This window comes from Bacillota bacterium (assembly GCA_018818595.1).
Classification (GTDB): domain Bacteria; phylum Bacillota_I; class Bacilli_A; order Izemoplasmatales; family Hujiaoplasmataceae; genus JAHIRM01.
Window position 1 is genome coordinate 1 of the sequence record JAHIRM010000049.1, and the last position, 16,643, is coordinate 16,643.

The following is a 16,643-nucleotide window of genomic DNA, read 5'->3' on the forward strand; positions in this document are numbered from 1 at the left end:
GGCACCTAGAAGTGCAAGGAGATGAAGCAGATTCTTCTGGTTACATCTTGACTTAATTATAACACTAGGACTTCAAACTTATAAATAATTAATATGTAGATAGGTAAAACCTAAAACTACACTACATATTATACGAGGAGAATATGATATGAAAATTGCTATTGCAAGTGGAAATGGAATGGTTTCAATTCATTTCGGGCATTGTGAAGAATTTGAAATTTATGAAGTAGAAGACAACAAGATAATAAATAAAGAAATGGTTAAAAATCCAGAACATCGACCAGGATTTTTACCAGGGTTTTTACAGTCGTTTGGAGTCAATGTAGTTATTTCCGGTGGTCTTGGCGGTGGAGCAGTAGCTCTTTTTAAACAAAATAATATTAAAGTAATTACAGGAGCAAAAGGAAACACTCAAGACGTTATGAATGATTATCTTCAAGGAAATCTTCAATCTACTGAATCAGTTTGTCATGAACATCAACATCATGGCAATTGTTAAACCATTTTAAAATGAATCAAAAGATTAAACTGCAATTTCGTTCTAAATATTGCAGTTTTTTTTATGGTTAGATGATATTTATATCACAATCAAATTTATAAAACCATATTAAAATTTTTTATGATTTATATTGCGAAATAATAATAAACTAACATTTACTATTTTATTTTATAATATATCGTTAATTTTAAACGAATGTAATAAAATTTGTAAGCGTTTTCAAGATATTTTCATCGAAAAATCTTGAAAAGAAGGTTGACAAAAATGTCATTTGTGATAAACTATATTAGATATTTTGAAGTTCAAAATATTTGAATAACAAAGCATTTGGAGGTGGTCAATCAATTAATAATAATGATTTAAATATGCTCGATTTTTTATGTGTATAAACAAAAAGAGAATTAGATACGGAGGAAACATAATGTTAGAGAAATTAATAGATTTAATTGCCAATGAATTAAGTGTATCAAAAGCAAACATAACACCTGAAACGAATATTTTAGATGATTTAGGTGCAGACTCTCTTGATGCAGTAGAATTGATAATGAGTATTGAAGATAGTTTTGAAGTTTCTATTCCTGAAGAGATTGCTTCGAACATTAAAACAGTTCGTGACATTATGAACTTTTTAGAAAAAAATATCTAAATGCACCTAAAATATAGACGATGCACTCGTCTATTTTTTTTAATAATAAATACACATAAATCCAAAATTTAAAGGAGGATATTGTGAACTATAAAGACGTACTAATAATTATAAAAGATTTTGAACAATCCACACTTTCTTCATTAGAATTAGAGATGAATGAAATAAAAATAAAAATGACCAAACCTGTTCGAGGAAGTTCTTCAGAGGAACCTATTTCATTGCAATCACAGCCAGTTTCACTTCAATCTAAAGAACCATTTAAATCAAATGGACATGCAGTAAAATCTCCACTTGTAGGAACTTATTATTCTTCCTCTAATCCAAACTTTGATCCATTTGTGCAAGTAGGGGATCAAGTAAAAAGAGGAGATACTTTGTGTATAATAGAAGCAATGAAAATAATGAATGAAATTACAGCACCTGTTAGTGGTAAAATTCTTGCAATTCATGCAAAAAACGGTGATACCATTGGATTTGAACAAGTACTGATAACAATTGAAGATGCAAAATAAAGTATTAATTGCTAACAGAGGTGAAATTGCACTACGAATTATTAGAGCTTGTAAAGAACTTGGCATTCACACGGTAGCTGTTTATTCAACAGCTGATAAAGATAGTTTACAAGTTAAATTTGCAGATGAAGCTATCTGTATTGGAAGTGAACAAAGTTCCGATTCTTATCTTCAAATGAATCGGATTATCAGTGCTGCCATATCTTCTGGATGTAACGCAATTCATCCTGGATACGGTTTTTTGTCTGAGAATGATAAGTTTGCTTCGATTGTAGAAGAATGCAATTTAATTTTCATTGGGCCATCAAGTCAAGTGATAGCAAATTTAGGAAATAAAGCAATGGCAAGAAAAATCGCAAAACAAAATCACATTCCAATTATTGAAGGATCTGATGGAGCAATTGATTCTGCCGAAGAAGGAATGAAATTAGCAGGATCGATAGGCTATCCAGTTATCTTAAAAGCGTTAAATGGTGGTGGTGGAAGAGGAATGAGTATCATTTGGAATGATACAGAATTTCCTAAACTATTTCAACAAACCGTGATGGAAGCAAAAGCTAATTTTGGTGATTCTTTAGTATACCTTGAAAAATACATTGAAAACGCAAGACACATAGAAATTCAAATTATTGCCGATAAATTTGGCAATGTAGTTCACCTTGGCGAAAGAGATTGTTCCATGCAAAGAAGAAATCAAAAAGTTATTGAAGAATCTCCTTCTCCTATAATGACCCCTCTTTTAAGAAGAAATATGGGACTATGTGCTGTTCATTTAGCAAAAGCTGTTAAATACGAAAATGCTGGAACGGTTGAATTTATCGTCGATAAAGAAGGAAAGTATTTTTTCATGGAAATGAATACAAGAATTCAAGTTGAACACCCAGTTACAGAAATGGAGACTGGAGTTGACCTTGTAAAAGAACAACTTAGAATTGCTTTTGATAACCCATTATCGATAAAACAAAGAGATGTTCATCTTAAAGGACATACGATTGAATGTCGAATTAATGCTGAAGATACGTTTAACAATTTTCGACCATCTCCTGGACTCATCAAAAATATTGTTTTTCCAGGTGGAAATGGAGTTCGTTTAGATACTCATATTTATAACGGATATGTCGTACCTTCATACTATGATTCGATGCTTGCAAAACTTATTGTTCATGCAGATACAAGAAAAGAAGCAATAAGGAAAATGCGAGTTGCACTCGAGCAATTTATCATTGATGGAATTATCACCAATATTGATTTTTTATATGTATTAATGCATAATCCGGAATTTGTAAAAGGAAACTACAATACTAGTTTTATTCAAAAATTGATTAAGGAGGTCACAAATGGATGATTTTTTTGATATTCATAAACAAAAAGTTGAAATGTTTAATCAAAATTTTCGTAAACGAACAAAAAAACCAACGAAAATTAACATTCCGGAACATTTATTTGTGAAGTGTCCTCATTGTCAAGAACTGGTTTACAGTGATGATTTAGATAAAAACCAATATATCTGTCCAAAGTGTCAACAATACTTTGTAATTGGAGCAAGAAAAAGAATTGAATTGATTTGTGATGAAAATTCATTTCAAGAAATGGATGAATTACTTAAAACAATGAATCCACTTGATTTTCCAGGATATCTTGAAAAAATAGCTTCATACCAAGAAGTATCTCTAGAAACAGATGCTTTTGTTTCAGGAATTGCTTTGATAGATAATATGATTGTAGCAATTGGAGCACTAGACAGTCGATTTATGATGGGAAGTATGGGAAGCGTTGTTGGTGAAAAAGTTACACGTTTAATTGAACACGCTACTAAATTTAAACTGCCTGTACTCATTTTTTCTGCTTCAGGTGGAGCAAGAATGCAAGAAGGAATTTTTTCTTTAATGCAAATGGTTAAAACAAGTGCTGCTTTAAGATATCATCATCTAGCTGGATTGCTTTATATTAGCGTATTAACACATCCTACAACAGGTGGAGTAGCAGCTAGTTTTGCATCTTTAGGGGATATTAATATTGCTGAAGAAAATGCATTAATTGGATTTGCAGGGCAAAGAGTAATCAAACAGACTATACGTCAAGAATTACCTTTAGGATTTCAAACGGCCAATTTTCAGTTAGAACATGGTATGGTTGATTTGGTATTGTCTCGTTTTGAAATGAAGCCAATTATTACAAAAATTCTTCATTTGCACAATTATGGTGAATACAATGGAGAATAATAGTCGAAATGCCTGGGATAGAGTTCAATTAGCTCGTCACCCAAAAAGGCCTACAGCTCTTAAATTAATTAAATGCTTGTTTCCTGATTTCATTGAACTCAAAGGAGATAGATTATACAAAGACGATTTTGCAATCGTTGCAGGAATTTCAACGTTTTATGGAAATCCGATAACGATTATTGCAGAAGAAAAAGGAATTTCAACGGAAGATAAAATCAAACGTAATTTTGGAATGCCTCATCCTGAGGGATATCACAAATCCATGCGGCTTGTAAGACAAGCTGAAAAATTTAATCGTCCTATTTTATTTATTATCGATACTCCGGGAGCTTATCCTGGAATTGGTGCGGAAGAAAGGGGTCAAGCAGTAGCTATTGCTAATTCTTTATCAGAATTAATGACCATAAAAGTTCCAATTATTTCCCTTGTGTTAAGTGAAGGAGGAAGTGGAGGAGCTTTAGCCATTGGTGTTGCGGATAAAGTCTTTATGTTTGAAAATGCGACTTATTCTATCTTGTCACCTGAAGGATTTGCTTCTATTCTTTTTAAAGATGTCTCAAAAGCACAAGAAGCAGCCGAAGATATGCGCTTAACAGCTCCGGATTTGTTAAAATTTGGTGTGATTGATCTCATTATTCCTGAATCAAGTAAAGGACTTCATGAGGAATCGGAATCTTCTTTTACTTTTTTGAAAGAATTATTAAAAAAAGAGTTTGAGGATTTGCAATCCAAAACAGTTAAATCAAGGTTAAATGAACGATATAAAAAATATAGAAAATTCGGTCTATATTCGGAAGAATAAACAAATAATTTGAATTTATAGTTGTCCTAATAGAGGTTTAGATCAACGATACATTCTTCAAATCTAATTTAAGGGGAATCAACTATGTCTAATTATCCAAATATCAAAGTCATATCCACGGGACATTATGTCCCAGAAAAAATACTATCAAATCATGATTTAGAGCAAATTGTAAGTACAACAAATGAATGGATTGTTTCCAGAACTGGAATAAAAAATCGTCGAATTGCTGAAGGTGAAAATACATCTGATTTAGCAGTTAAAGCTGCAAAAGACGCTATTTTATCATCTAATTATGACACTTCAAAAATAGATTTAATCATTGTAGCTACCTTTACACCAGATTATAAATCACCAAGTGTTGCCAGTTTAGTTCAAGCAAAACTTGGATTAAACAACCAAGAAATAACGGCTTTTGATTTAAATGCAGCTTGTACTGGTTTTATTTATGCTTTAAATGTTGCATCAAGAATGCTTGAAAGCAAAGCTTTTAAATCCGCTCTTGTAATTGGAGCTGAAGTGATAAGTAAAGTAACGGATTATACTGACAGAAATACATGTGTGTTGTTTGGAGATGGAGCTGGTGCAGTTTTATTAGAATTAACAAATGAATACAAACCAGCAATGTTTTATACCGCTTCAAAAGGAGATTTAGATAAAATATTGTATGTAGATGAATTTGTACATATGGATGGTCAAAAAGTGTATCAATTCGCATCAAAAGCCATCGAAAAAAGCATTTTAAAACTGCTTGAATTTGATAAATCATCTTTTGATAAAATTGATACAATTATCCCACATCAGGCAAATCTCAGAATCATTCAAAGTGCTTCAAAATCGCTTAAAATTCCTATGGAAAATTTCTTTTTAAACATTGAATTATACGGAAACACCTCAGCAGCTAGTTGTGCAATCGCACTGGATGAATACGTTAAATCTTCTGTGGATACAGAAAATCAAGCTGTTCTCTTGGTCGCATTTGGGGCAGGACTTACTTGGGGTGGAGCTAGACTTACACTTTAGGAGGAATTATGAAAAACATTTCTGAATTGCTACAAATTAAATATCCAATTATACAAGGTGGAATGGCAAATATTGCCAATCACGTTTTAGCTTCAGCGGTTTCAAATGCTGGAGGATTAGGATTAATTGCTTCAGGTGGAGATGATGCTGAAACCATTAGAGAAAAAATACGCTTGTGTAAACAATTAACAAACAAACCCTTTGGAGTGAATGTAATGTTAATGAATCCACACGTTAAGGAAATTGCTAAAATGGTTATTGAAGAAAATATAAAAATCGTTACAACTGGCGCTGGAAACCCAGGTGTATATATGCAAGCTTGGAAAGAAGCTGGGATGATTGTGATACCTGTTGTTCCAAGCGTAGCATTAGCAGTTCGAATGGAAAGAGCAGGAGCAGATGCAGTGATTGCTGAAGGAACAGAATCTGGAGGTCACATTGGAGAACTGACGACTATGGCACTTGTTCCTCAAATAGTTGACGCTGTTTCCATTCCGGTTATTGCAGCAGGAGGAGTCGCAGATTACAGACAAGTATTAGCCGTTTTTGCACTTGGAGCGAAAGGCATTCAAGCTGGAACCATATTTTTAGCTTCAACGGAATGCCCCATTCATGACAATTACAAACAGATGATCTTAAAGGCAAGAGATATAGATACCATTGTTACAGGAAGACAAACTGGAGCACCTGTAAGAGTTTTAAAGAACCCGATGGCTCGTGAGTATATTCAACTTGCACAAAAAGGTGTTTCTTTAGAAGAATTAGAAAAATTAACATTAGGTTCTTTACGAAGAGCTGTGATTCAAGGAGACATTGATACCGGTTCTTTTATGGCAGGACAGATTGCCGGAATGATTAAATCAATTAAGCCTGTAAAAGAGATCATAGAATCTTTATTTGAGCCAGTTGAAGCTTATAAAAATCAACTTCAAATTTTATGAAAAAAGTAGCAGTCTTATTTCCAGGTCAAGGGGCGCAATTTTTAGGCATGGGAAAAGAGTTCTATGAAACTGAAGAAGTAGCAAAAAACATTTTTGATTTATCAAGTAAGGAACTAAACTATTCCGTTTCTAACTTGTGTTTTCAAGAAGAAAACAAGCTAAATCAAACTCTTTTTACTCAACCTTCAATTGTTGCGACATCTATTGCAATCTATGAATCTTTTCGAGCAATCACTAAAATAATGCCTGACTATGTACTTGGATTTAGTTTAGGAGAGTATAGTGCACTTTATGCAAGTGGTGTATTTGATGTACAATCAACAATCTCCTTGGTTAACAAAAGAGCTATATGGATGGATGAACAAAGCAAAGTAATTCCAGGTGGAATGATTGCAATCATTGGAGCAAATAAAGATGAAGTAAATCAGCTTTGCCAAAAGGTTTCTACAAGTCAGAATCATGTAAGCATTGCAAACTATAATTCTCCTTCTCAAATAGTGGTTTCAGGAGATGAACAAAGTCTTAAAAAGTTACAAATTGAACTACAATCCATTCAAACAAAACGGATTTTAAGGCTTAATGTAAGTGGAGCTTTTCATACATCATTTATGAAAGAACCAGCAAAACGAATACAAAATGAAGTGATTAATAGCACATGGAAAGCGCCAAATATACCGATTATAATGAATTGCGATGCAAAAGAATTAGAGTCCTCTACCTTGCCTTTGAAATTAAAACAACAAATTGAAGGCCCTATCTATTTTGAAGATTCAATTAGATATTTAATGAAGCAAGGTGTAGACCTTTTTATAGAAATTGGACCAGGGCAAGTCTTGTCAGGACTTATAAAAAAAATAGACTTATCTTTAAAAACAATTTCAATTTCAGTGCCAAATGATATTAAAAAATGGGAGGAATTTCAATGAATCTATCTGGGAAAACAGCTTTAATAACTGGTGGAGCAAATGGAATTGGAGAAGCAATCACTTATAAATTATCTTCTCTGGGTGCAACGGTAATTATAAACTATAATACTTCTGCCATTAAAGCCACAAATATTGTTAAAGAGTTAATTCTTCTTGGGAGAAATGCAAAAGCAATTCAGTGCAATATTTCTAAACATGATGATGCTTTACATTTAATAGAAGAAATTATCGATGAATTTGGAAAAATCGATATTGTTGTTAATAATGCAGGAATTACAAAAGATAATTTAATTATTCGAATGAATGAAATTGATTTTGATGATGTGATTGAAACCAATCTGAAAGGGACTTGGAATGTTTCAAAACATGCAGCTCGTTTTATGAGCAAAGCTAGAAGTGGAAAAATAATTAATATTTCTTCAGTTGTTGGAATTACTGGCAATGCAGGACAAACGAATTACGCTGCTTCAAAAGCTGGAATTATTGGACTAACAAAATCTCTGGCACGAGAACTTGGAAAAAGAGGAGTAACTTGTAATGCAGTAGCTCCTGGTTTCATTGAAACAAAAATGACTGAAAATTTTCCATTAGAATTTAAAGAGAAGTTTATTGAAAATATTCCACTTGGACGTTTGGGAACAAGCGAAGACGTAGCAAACGTTGTAGCATTTCTTGCATCAGATGAAGCAAATTATATTACAGGTCAAGTCATCCATGTTGATGGCGGACTTGTTATGTATTAAAAAGGAGCTAATATGAAAAGAAGAGTAGTTATAACTGGACTTGGTGCTATTACGCCCATAGGAAATGATGTAAATTCCATGTGGGAATCGGCAAAAAATGGAATAAATGGAATTGATCATATTACACTTTTTGACGTATCAAACCAAAAAGTAAAAGTAGCTGGTGAAGTTAAAAACTTTAATCCCGAAGATCATCTTGAGCCAAAAGAAGCAAGAAGAATGGACCGAACAATGGTTTTTGGATTAGTTGCTGCAACAGAAGCATTTGAGCATTCAAATCTAAAAAAAGAGGACATCGATTCCGATCGATTTGGAGTATTTGTTTCTTCGGGAATTGGCGGATTATGGACAATTAACGAAGAAGCACGAAAAGCTCATGAAAAAGGTGTTGATCGCATTTCTCCCTTTTTTATTCCTAACGCAATTATAAACTTAGTTGGTGGTCGTATTGCGATTAAATATCAAGCAAAAGGTCCTGTATTACCAATAGTAACTGCATGTTCTTCTGCAACAAATTCAATAGGTGAGGCTTTTCGTTATATAAGAGATGGATACATCGAACTTGCTTTTGCAGGTGGTGCAGAAGCTCCCATCAATGAATTAGGAGTTGGCGGTTTTGCTAGTATGAAGGCTTTGAATTTTACTTCAAATAAAGATGAGGCATCTATTCCTTTTGATAAACGTCGTTCAGGATTTGTTATTGCTGAAGGGGCAGGAGTTATTATCTTAGAAGAACTAGAACACGCGCTTAAAAGAAAAGCCACCATTTTCGCTGAAATGGTCGGATATGGAACTACTTGTGATGCATTTCACATAACAGCTCCAGATGAAACGGCATATGGAATAACAAAATGTATGGAAAATGCATTGTTAGATGGTAATGTTGATCCAACATGGATTGACTATATCAATCCTCATGGAACGTCTACTTTTTATAATGATAAAATCGAAACATTGGGAATCAAAAATGTGTTTAAAAAACACGCTTATGAAATTAACATAGGTGCCACAAAATCCATGCATGGTCATTCTCTTGGAGCTGTTGGCGGGATTGAAGCTATCATTTCGATAAAAGCTCTCATGGAAAATATTATTCCACCAACCATTAATTACGTTGAAAAAGACCCGGAGTGTGATTTAAACTATACACCAAATGTTGCAGTGAAACGCATCGTTAAATATGCTTTAAGCAATAGTTTAGGGTTTGGTGGACAAAATGCAACCATCATATTTAAAAAATGGGAGGATTCAAATCATGTTGACAAGTAATCAAATTCAAGAAATTATTCCTCATCGTTTTCCTTTTCTTATGGTCGATCGAATCATAGAATTGTTTCCAGGAGTATCAGCAATTGGAGAAAAAAACGTAAGCGCAAATGAACTTCACTTTTTAGGACATTTTCCAAGTGAACATATTATGCCTGGGGTTTTAATCATTGAAGCATTAGCCCAAGTAGGAGCAGTAACTCTATTATCAGTTCCAGAATATAAGGATCAAATTGTTTATCTTGCGGGATTAAAACAAGTTAAATTTAGAAGAAAAGTCATTCCTGGAGATATTTTAAAGTTATCTGTTGCAATTTCACGTTTTAAAAACAAGTTTGGAATTGGTAAAGGAATCGCAACGGTAAACGATGAAATCGCCTGCGAAGCAGAGTTTTCTTTTGCTCTTGCCAAATGAAACTTAAAGAATTTCATCCAACGATTCTTCGCTTTGAATCGATTTCTTCAACAAACACTTATTTAAAAGAAAATTATAAAGATTTAAATAATCATACAATCGTTTTGGCAGATTTTCAAACTGACGGAAAAGGTCAATTTGAACACACTTGGATTTCGGAACCTTTTCAGAATTTATTGTGTTCTATTTTACTTAAAGATGATATTTCATCAGAAGTTTGTAATCAAGTAATTGTTGATACGATTTTGAATACACTTTCTCATTTTGGAATTAAAGCTTGGTATAAAGCGCCAAACGATATTTTTGTAAATTCAAATAAAATTGCTGGTGTTTTAATTGAAACAAAATACGTTGATACTTATAGAGAATATATTATTATAGGGGTTGGATTCAATATCAATCAAACTACATTTCCTGCTTTTAATGCAACGTCTTTAGCGTTAGAATTAAATAGTAAGGTAGATGTTCAAAAAGTATTTACCATTTTCATAGATTCTTTTAAAATTGAACTGATTAAACACATTTAAACGATTTGATTTATTTTGAATCTTATTGACAAGATGATTTATTAGTAATATAATGCTTCAAAACGATGAAAGAGATTAAAGTATTTATATTTTGTATTAGAGAGCTGATGCACGGGTGAAAATCAGTCAAAATAATTTACTTATCTACCTCTGAAGTGATGCCAATCCCATCCGTAATTCTGCGTTAAAGAATCTGAGTGCTAGTTATCTAGAACAAAGGTGGTACCACGATTAATTTCGCCCTTTACTGTAAAGTGAAGGGTTATTTTTTTTAGAATAAGGAGAAATATAATGTTAGATAAAATTGCAATGAGAGAAAATCCTGAAAAATTTAGACAATTACTTTTAAAAAAGGGAATTGAAGTAGATTTTACTGAATTTTTACACTGGATAAAAGAAAGAAATAGTTTGATTTTTAAAATGGAAGAACAAAAAGCAAAAAAAAATCAAATATCTGATCAAATATTTGAAATAAAGAAAAAAAAGATAATCCAAAATCTCTTTTTATCGTTGTAAATGAATTATCATCTTTGATTGATTTAGATGAAAGAAAATTGCGTCAAATTGAAAATGACATTGATTTCTTTGTCTCGAATTTGCCGAATATTCCTGATGAAGATCTTGTTGGCGGAGGACAAGAATTAAATGAAGTGCTTTATTCTTATCTTGAGAAACCAGTTTTTCACTTTCCTATCAAAGATCATGTTTTTCTTTGCGAGTCTCTTCATTTGATTGACTACGAAAGAGCCGCTAAAATTTCTGGTAAAGGAACTTGGATTTATAGAGGAAATGGTGCTATTCTTGAATGGGCATTGCTGAACTTTTTTATTTCTGAACATTTAAAGGATTGTTACGAATTTATATTGCCACCTCATATACTAAATCAAGAAAGTGGATTTGCCGCAGGACAGTTTCCTAAATTTAATCAAGATGTATTTTGGATGGAAGGACAGCAACCTAAAAAGTTTTTGCTTCCAACGGCTGAAACAGCTTTAATTAATTTGCATCGAAACGAAATTTTAAAAGAGATAGAATTGCCTAAAAAATATTTTGCATATAGTCCTTGCTATCGCCAAGAGGCAGGAAGTTATAGAACGGAAGAAAGAGGCACCATTAGAGGATATCAATTTAACAAAGTTGAAATGGTACAAATTACAAAACCAGATCAAAGCGATAGTGCATTTGTAGAACTTCTTGCAAAAGCCGAAAATTTAATGAAACAATTAGGACTTCACTATAGAGTAAGTAAACTTGCAGCAGGAGACCTTGCTTTTGCAATGGCAAGGACATATGATATCGAAGTATGGCTTCCTTCTTTAGAAATCTATAAAGAAGTATCCTCTGTTAGCAATGCAAGAGATTTTCAAGCTAGAAGAGGTATGATTCGTTATAAAGATGCTTTTACCAAAAAGAATGCATACTGCCATACATTAAATGCATCAGGTCTTGCGACAAGTAGATTAATCCCTGCGATTGTTGAACAATTTCAATTACCGGATGGCTCTGTAAAAATACCTGATGTATTAGTGCCATTTATGAATGGAATATCCATTTTTAAATAAAACTTATATTGTTAATTCGTTAAAAAAATGGTACAATGTTATAATAAATGAAGTAAAGGGAGGCAAGAAATCGAGATGACAATTTGGTGGGAAGGGTTAACAGTTTTTCAACAAGTGATGTTTGTGATTGCTGTTCCAGCAACAGTTATTATGATTATTTTCATGATTTTAATGTTACTTGGTATAAGTGATACAGAATTTGATGGCTCTGTTGACATAGATGGAGGAGATATAGATGGAAGTATGGATTCTTTTAATGATGAACCTTTATCTGGATTTAGCGGATTAAAAGTATTAACATTAAGAGGAGTATTAGCGTTTTTAAGTATTGGTGCTTGGGTTTCATTTATAGCTTCAAATTATTTAATTCCAATTCTTTCTTTATTAATAGGAATGGCTTGTGGAGCATTAGCCGCCTACCTTTTAGCTTTGGCTTTTAAAGCAGCGATGAATTTGGAATCTGAGGGCAATTTAAATTATGAAAATGCTATTGGAAAAAACGGAACTGTTTATATTAGAGTTCCAAACAATAAAACAGGAAAAGGGAAAGTCACTTTAACTTTTCAAGAACGATTTGTTGAAGTTGAAGCAGTGACGTTAGAACAAATAGATTTAATGCCTGGAACCAGTGTTGAAATAACAGGATTGGAAAACGAAACGACAGTAGTCGTAAAAAAAATATAGAAGGAGATTATTATGTTTAATACTTTTTTAAAAATTGAAGTCGTAGGATTAATTATTACCATTATTGTCCTGGTATTTACAGTATTAATTTTTATTGTATCAAGAATTAAAAAATGCCCATCTGATAAAATTATGGTTGTTTATGGAAAAGTAGGAAATAATTTAGATGGGACGAATAAATCCGCAACTTGTATTCATGGTGGAGCAAGATTTATCTATCCATTTATTCAAGCATATCAATTTTTAGATTTAACACCAATTTCAATTAGTGTGGATTTAAAAAGTGCACTTTCAAGACAAAATATTAGAATTGATGTACCATCTAGATTTACAGTAGGTATTTCAACAGAACCTGGAATTATGCAAAATGCTGCTGAAAGATTATTAGGTCTTCAATTACCTGAAGTTCAAGAATTAGCAAAAGACATTATTTTCGGACAACTTCGTTTAATTATTGCAACGATGGATATTGAAGAAATCAATACAAATCGAGACAAATTCTTAGAAGCTGTTTCTGATAACGTAGAAACAGAACTTAAAAAAATTGGATTAAGACTTATTAACGTTAACGTAACCGATATTAATGATGAATCTGGATACATCGAAGCTTTAGGAAAAGAAGCAGCTGCTAAAGCAATTAATGATGCAAAAAAATCAGTTGCAGAAAAAAACAGAGATGGTTCAATTGGTGAGGCCAACGCTGTAAGAGACCAAAGAATTCAAGTTGCTAGTGCTAACTCAACTGCTATTGCAGGTGAAAATGATTCTCTTGGAAAAATTTCTCAATCCAATGCTACCCGAAGAGAAATAGAAGCAGAATCATTAAGAAGAGCTCAAACCGCAGAAAAAATCGCCGCAGCGAAAGCTTTAGAAGATGCTTATGTTGCAGAACAAAGTGCTGAATTAGCTCGTGCTACCCGTGAAAAAGCTACTCTTGAAGCAGATGTTTTGGTTCGAACTGAAATTGAGAAGGAAAAATTAGTTATTGAAGCCGAAGCCACTGCAGAGCAATCAAGAAGAAGAGCAAAAGGTGAAGCAGATGGTAACTTTTCGAAAATGGAAGCTGAAGCAAGAGGTACTTTTGAAGTTCTGTCAAAACAATCCGAAGGATTTATGCTTTTAGTGAAGGCTGCAGGCGGAAAACCTGATGAAGCTATTAAAATGTTAATTGCTGATAAACTAGAAACTTTAGTTGCTATTCAAGTTGAAGCTATTAAAAATCTTAAGATTGATAAAGTTACCGTTTGGGACAGTGGATCTTCTAAAGATGGAACTACCTCAACCGCAAACTTTCTTTCATCCTTAATGAAATCTATTCCACCTATGAAAGAATTGTTTAATATGGCAGGAATGGAATTACCTAAATATCTAGGAGAAGAACTTAAAACCGAAACAAAAGTCGAAGTGAAAGTTGAAGAACCTAAAATAGAAGTAGTAAAGAAAGAAGCTAAATAAACGAATTAAGCCACTATTTATTAAATATAGTGGCTTTTTCTTTTTAAGTTTTTATATAGAATAACATGATATAATAGAGTAAATGTTTAATATAAAAAAGGATGATATAAAATGAATGAAGTTTGTAAAATTTGTCAATGTGCAACAATAGAGATATATCATCCGATTTTAAAAGGTAATTATTATTATTGCAAAAATTGTGAATTTATTTCTAAAGACGAAGATAATTTAATATCTGAAGCACAGGAATTAAAAATCTATAATTTTCACAACAACAGTTTGGAAAATTTAGGATATGTAACTTTCTTAAAAGAATTTGTTAACCATTCCGTATTACCGTTTGCAAATGGTAAAAAGGTGTTAGATTTTGGAAGTGGTCCTACACCAGTATTAGCTCATATATTAAAAGAAGACTATGATTTTGAAGTTGAAATATATGATCTGTTTTTTTCACCATTAAAAGTGTATGAAACCCAAAAATACGATGTAATTACCTCAACTGAAGTCATTGAACATTTACAAAATCCGTTAATTTATTTTGCTTTATTTAAATCACTCTTAGCTAAAGATGGCATTCTTTCAATTATGACCTTATTTCATCCAAATGATGAAGATAAATTTATTGATTGGTATTATATAAGAGATCATAGTCATATATCATTTTATACAACGAAAACAATCGAATTTATAGCAAAAAAAAATGGGCTTAAAATGATATATACAAATAATCATCGTTACATTACTCTTCAAAACAAATAGTATTTAGCGCTTTTGAAAGCATTTAATGAATCATGACATACTGAAAATGTATGTCATTTTTTATTGTAAAATTTAAAATTACAATATATTTATTAACAAAATCAATAAAATTCGATATGGATTTTAATATTTTTTAATATTTTATTAAAAAAATAAAATAACACTTGCAATTATCAACATAAATTAATATAATTAATATTGTAATTGACATTGTTAATAAAAAACGGATGAAAGATGGTGTAAATAATGTTAAAGTACAATTATATTAAAGACAAAAACTTTTTGCTATTATTTTTCGGAAATTTAGTTAGTGGAATCGGTAGTCGAATATATGGGTTTGGAATTGCATTGTTTTTGCTTGACCTGACAGGGAAAGCAACCGTGACTGCAACCTACATTGGAATTTGGTCCTTCATTGTTTTCCTATGTGGACCCATTGCAGCAACTTTCACGGATAAATGGAAAAAGAAAGTCAAAGTACTTTATCTTACCGATTTTGGTCGAGGAATCATCTATATATCTGTTGGATTACTTGTTTCCTATTTTATGAAAACAAATAACACATCAATGATTTTAGTTGTTATTTATTCAGCGTTATTCTTTATTGCAATTCAAAGCGCCTTTTTTGCACCAGCTACTACCGCTTTGATTCCTCAATTAGTTGAAAAAAATGAATTAGTGTCTGCAAGTTCTATTATGCAAATAACAAGAAGCGTTCAAACTATTGCAGGGTTACTATTTGGTGCAGTACTTTATTTGAATTTTGGAATTGTTCTTTTAATGGTCATTAATGGAATTAGTTTTATCTTGTCTGCAATTTCAGAAATGTTCATTAAATACGATACTCCTAAAAATTTAGATCGAATAATTTTAGCAGAAAATAATAATGTAAATAAAGATAGAGTTCAAAATTCTAATTCGAAAATCGGAAAAATTATTGAACACATCTATGTTGAAATCAAAGAAGCAGTTCGTTACATTTTTCATGAAGGAAAACCAATACTTATGATAACTTTAATAGTTTTAGTAAGTACTACCCTTACTGCGCCATGGTTTAGTGTGGGAGTCCCATATATGATTAAAGAGTATTTTACGTTTGATGGAGTAATAGCTCCTGAATATCTGCTTGCATTATCAGAATTTGCTGAAAGCATTGGAATTATCATCTTAAGCATTGTAATTAGTATAATTGCAAGCAAATTCAAGATATATCAATTGTTTCGAATCGGAGGCAGTTTATTCATTTTATTAGCTTTTTTATATTATATGATAATTCGTTCTTTTGATGTGGAAATTATTACCATTAATATGTTTATTATAGGTTTTATATTGATTAATTTTATGGCAGGATCTATTAATGCTATTGTCAATGCCCCGCTTCAAGCATCGATGCAAAAGTATATTGAACCAGATAAAATAGGAAAAGTTAGTATGCTAATTGATTGTATAGGTGGAATATTATTTCCAATTACGGCATTGCTTGCAGGATTCTTTATAGATAATTACAGCATTTATTATCCTTTAGCAATGATGATTGCTGGAATGGTAATTATTACATTGATTGCTTTTAGGAGTAAAGAACTAAAAAAATTAACTTAAAAATTATATATCCTATAGAAATAAAAACACCACTAGAAGCAATTCATTGCTTTCAAAAT

At 32.0% G+C, this 16,643-nt stretch carries 17 protein-coding genes and 1 pseudogene; all 18 read left to right on the forward strand.

What is annotated here, in order from left to right:
• Positions 1-148: 148 nt before the first annotated feature.
• The 18 genes and pseudogenes from KJ971_07610 (at position 149) to KJ971_07695 (ending at position 16,584) form a co-directional block, all read left to right on the forward strand.
• Positions 149-499, forward strand: coding sequence for a NifB/NifX family molybdenum-iron cluster-binding protein (locus KJ971_07610; protein MBU1145697.1), 351 nt, complete (start codon positions 149-151; stop codon positions 497-499).
• Between the two features lie 421 nt (positions 500-920).
• Positions 921-1,145 (forward strand): acyl carrier protein, encoded by a 225-nt coding sequence (gene acpP / locus KJ971_07615; GenBank protein ID MBU1145698.1) that lies wholly within the window; start codon positions 921-923, stop codon positions 1,143-1,145.
• Positions 1,146-1,300: 155 nt separating this feature from the next.
• On the forward strand, positions 1,301-1,660 hold the full coding sequence (locus KJ971_07620; GenBank protein MBU1145699.1) for an acetyl-CoA carboxylase, biotin carboxyl carrier protein: 360 nt from the start codon (positions 1,301-1,303) through the stop codon (positions 1,658-1,660).
• Positions 1,650-3,005 (forward strand): acetyl-CoA carboxylase biotin carboxylase subunit, encoded by a 1,356-nt coding sequence (gene accC, locus KJ971_07625; GenBank protein MBU1145700.1) that lies wholly within the window; start codon positions 1,650-1,652, stop codon positions 3,003-3,005. The genes KJ971_07620 and accC overlap by 11 nt, the downstream gene beginning before the upstream one ends.
• Entirely contained in the window at positions 2,998-3,882 is an 885-nt protein-coding gene (gene accD / locus KJ971_07630; GenBank protein MBU1145701.1) for an acetyl-CoA carboxylase, carboxyltransferase subunit beta, read from the forward strand. The genes accC and accD overlap by 8 nt, the downstream gene beginning before the upstream one ends.
• Positions 3,860-4,684 (forward strand): acetyl-CoA carboxylase carboxyltransferase subunit alpha, encoded by an 825-nt coding sequence (locus tag KJ971_07635; protein MBU1145702.1) that lies wholly within the window; start codon positions 3,860-3,862, stop codon positions 4,682-4,684. The genes accD and KJ971_07635 overlap by 23 nt, the downstream gene beginning before the upstream one ends.
• Positions 4,685-4,768: 84 nt before the next feature.
• Positions 4,769-5,707: a ketoacyl-ACP synthase III gene (locus tag KJ971_07640; protein MBU1145703.1), complete on the forward strand. Its 939-nt coding sequence runs from the start codon at positions 4,769-4,771 to the stop codon at positions 5,705-5,707.
• A gap of 8 nt (positions 5,708-5,715) precedes the next feature.
• The gene (fabK, locus tag KJ971_07645; protein ID MBU1145704.1) at positions 5,716-6,648 is read left to right on the forward strand and encodes an enoyl-[acyl-carrier-protein] reductase FabK; all 933 of its coding nucleotides are present in this window, start codon (positions 5,716-5,718) and stop codon (positions 6,646-6,648) included.
• The gene (gene fabD, locus KJ971_07650; protein ID MBU1145705.1) at positions 6,645-7,574 is read left to right on the forward strand and encodes an ACP S-malonyltransferase; all 930 of its coding nucleotides are present in this window, start codon (positions 6,645-6,647) and stop codon (positions 7,572-7,574) included. The genes fabK and fabD overlap by 4 nt, the downstream gene beginning before the upstream one ends.
• The gene (fabG, locus tag KJ971_07655) at positions 7,571-8,317 is read left to right on the forward strand and encodes a 3-oxoacyl-[acyl-carrier-protein] reductase (GenBank protein MBU1145706.1); all 747 of its coding nucleotides are present in this window, start codon (positions 7,571-7,573) and stop codon (positions 8,315-8,317) included. The genes fabD and fabG overlap by 4 nt, the downstream gene beginning before the upstream one ends.
• A 12-nt stretch (positions 8,318-8,329) precedes the next feature.
• Positions 8,330-9,586 (forward strand): beta-ketoacyl-ACP synthase II, encoded by a 1,257-nt coding sequence (gene fabF / locus KJ971_07660; GenBank protein MBU1145707.1) that lies wholly within the window; start codon positions 8,330-8,332, stop codon positions 9,584-9,586.
• A complete protein-coding gene (gene fabZ, locus KJ971_07665) occupies positions 9,573-9,998 on the forward strand; it encodes a 3-hydroxyacyl-ACP dehydratase FabZ (GenBank protein MBU1145708.1) in 426 nt (141 codons plus the stop codon). Before fabF ends, fabZ begins: the two co-directional genes overlap by 14 nt.
• Positions 9,995-10,525: a biotin--[acetyl-CoA-carboxylase] ligase gene (locus KJ971_07670; protein MBU1145709.1), complete on the forward strand. Its 531-nt coding sequence runs from the start codon at positions 9,995-9,997 to the stop codon at positions 10,523-10,525. Before fabZ ends, KJ971_07670 begins: the two co-directional genes overlap by 4 nt.
• A 291-nt stretch (positions 10,526-10,816) precedes the next feature.
• Positions 10,817-12,087 (forward strand): annotated as a pseudogene (serS, locus tag KJ971_07675) (serine--tRNA ligase).
• Between the two features lie 75 nt (positions 12,088-12,162).
• On the forward strand, positions 12,163-12,771 hold the full coding sequence (locus KJ971_07680) for a hypothetical protein (protein MBU1145710.1): 609 nt from the start codon (positions 12,163-12,165) through the stop codon (positions 12,769-12,771).
• Between the two features lie 12 nt (positions 12,772-12,783).
• Positions 12,784-14,226 carry a flotillin family protein gene (locus KJ971_07685; GenBank protein MBU1145711.1) on the forward strand — a complete coding sequence of 481 codons (1,443 nt, stop codon included), beginning with the start codon at positions 12,784-12,786 and terminating at the stop codon, positions 14,224-14,226.
• Between the two features lie 111 nt (positions 14,227-14,337).
• On the forward strand, positions 14,338-14,985 hold the full coding sequence (locus tag KJ971_07690; protein ID MBU1145712.1) for a class I SAM-dependent methyltransferase: 648 nt from the start codon (positions 14,338-14,340) through the stop codon (positions 14,983-14,985).
• A gap of 246 nt (positions 14,986-15,231) precedes the next feature.
• Entirely contained in the window at positions 15,232-16,584 is a 1,353-nt protein-coding gene (locus tag KJ971_07695; protein MBU1145713.1) for an MFS transporter, read from the forward strand.
• Positions 16,585-16,643 lie beyond the last annotated feature (59 nt).

Excerpts from the sequence above, each read along its gene's own strand:
- KJ971_07610 (MBU1145697.1), top strand. The coding sequence starts at position 149 with ATGAAAATTGCTATTGCAAGTGGAAATGGAATGGTTTCAATTCATTTC.
- acpP (MBU1145698.1), top strand. The coding sequence starts at position 921 with ATGTTAGAGAAATTAATAGATTTAATTGCCAATGAATTAAGTGTATCA.
- KJ971_07620 (MBU1145699.1), top strand. The coding sequence starts at position 1,301 with ATGAATGAAATAAAAATAAAAATGACCAAACCTGTTCGAGGAAGTTCT.
- accC (MBU1145700.1), top strand. The coding sequence starts at position 1,650 with ATGCAAAATAAAGTATTAATTGCTAACAGAGGTGAAATTGCACTACGA.
- accD (MBU1145701.1), top strand. The coding sequence starts at position 2,998 with ATGGATGATTTTTTTGATATTCATAAACAAAAAGTTGAAATGTTTAAT.
- KJ971_07635 (MBU1145702.1), top strand. The coding sequence starts at position 3,860 with ATGGTGAATACAATGGAGAATAATAGTCGAAATGCCTGGGATAGAGTT.
- KJ971_07640 (MBU1145703.1), top strand. The coding sequence starts at position 4,769 with ATGTCTAATTATCCAAATATCAAAGTCATATCCACGGGACATTATGTC.
- fabK (MBU1145704.1), top strand. The coding sequence starts at position 5,716 with ATGAAAAACATTTCTGAATTGCTACAAATTAAATATCCAATTATACAA.
- fabD (MBU1145705.1), top strand. The coding sequence starts at position 6,645 with ATGAAAAAAGTAGCAGTCTTATTTCCAGGTCAAGGGGCGCAATTTTTA.
- fabG (MBU1145706.1), top strand. The coding sequence starts at position 7,571 with ATGAATCTATCTGGGAAAACAGCTTTAATAACTGGTGGAGCAAATGGA.
- fabF (MBU1145707.1), top strand. The coding sequence starts at position 8,330 with ATGAAAAGAAGAGTAGTTATAACTGGACTTGGTGCTATTACGCCCATA.
- fabZ (MBU1145708.1), top strand. The coding sequence starts at position 9,573 with ATGTTGACAAGTAATCAAATTCAAGAAATTATTCCTCATCGTTTTCCT.
- KJ971_07670 (MBU1145709.1), top strand. The coding sequence starts at position 9,995 with ATGAAACTTAAAGAATTTCATCCAACGATTCTTCGCTTTGAATCGATT.
- KJ971_07680 (MBU1145710.1), top strand. The coding sequence starts at position 12,163 with ATGACAATTTGGTGGGAAGGGTTAACAGTTTTTCAACAAGTGATGTTT.
- KJ971_07685 (MBU1145711.1), top strand. The coding sequence starts at position 12,784 with ATGTTTAATACTTTTTTAAAAATTGAAGTCGTAGGATTAATTATTACC.
- KJ971_07690 (MBU1145712.1), top strand. The coding sequence starts at position 14,338 with ATGAATGAAGTTTGTAAAATTTGTCAATGTGCAACAATAGAGATATAT.
- KJ971_07695 (MBU1145713.1), top strand. The coding sequence starts at position 15,232 with ATGTTAAAGTACAATTATATTAAAGACAAAAACTTTTTGCTATTATTT.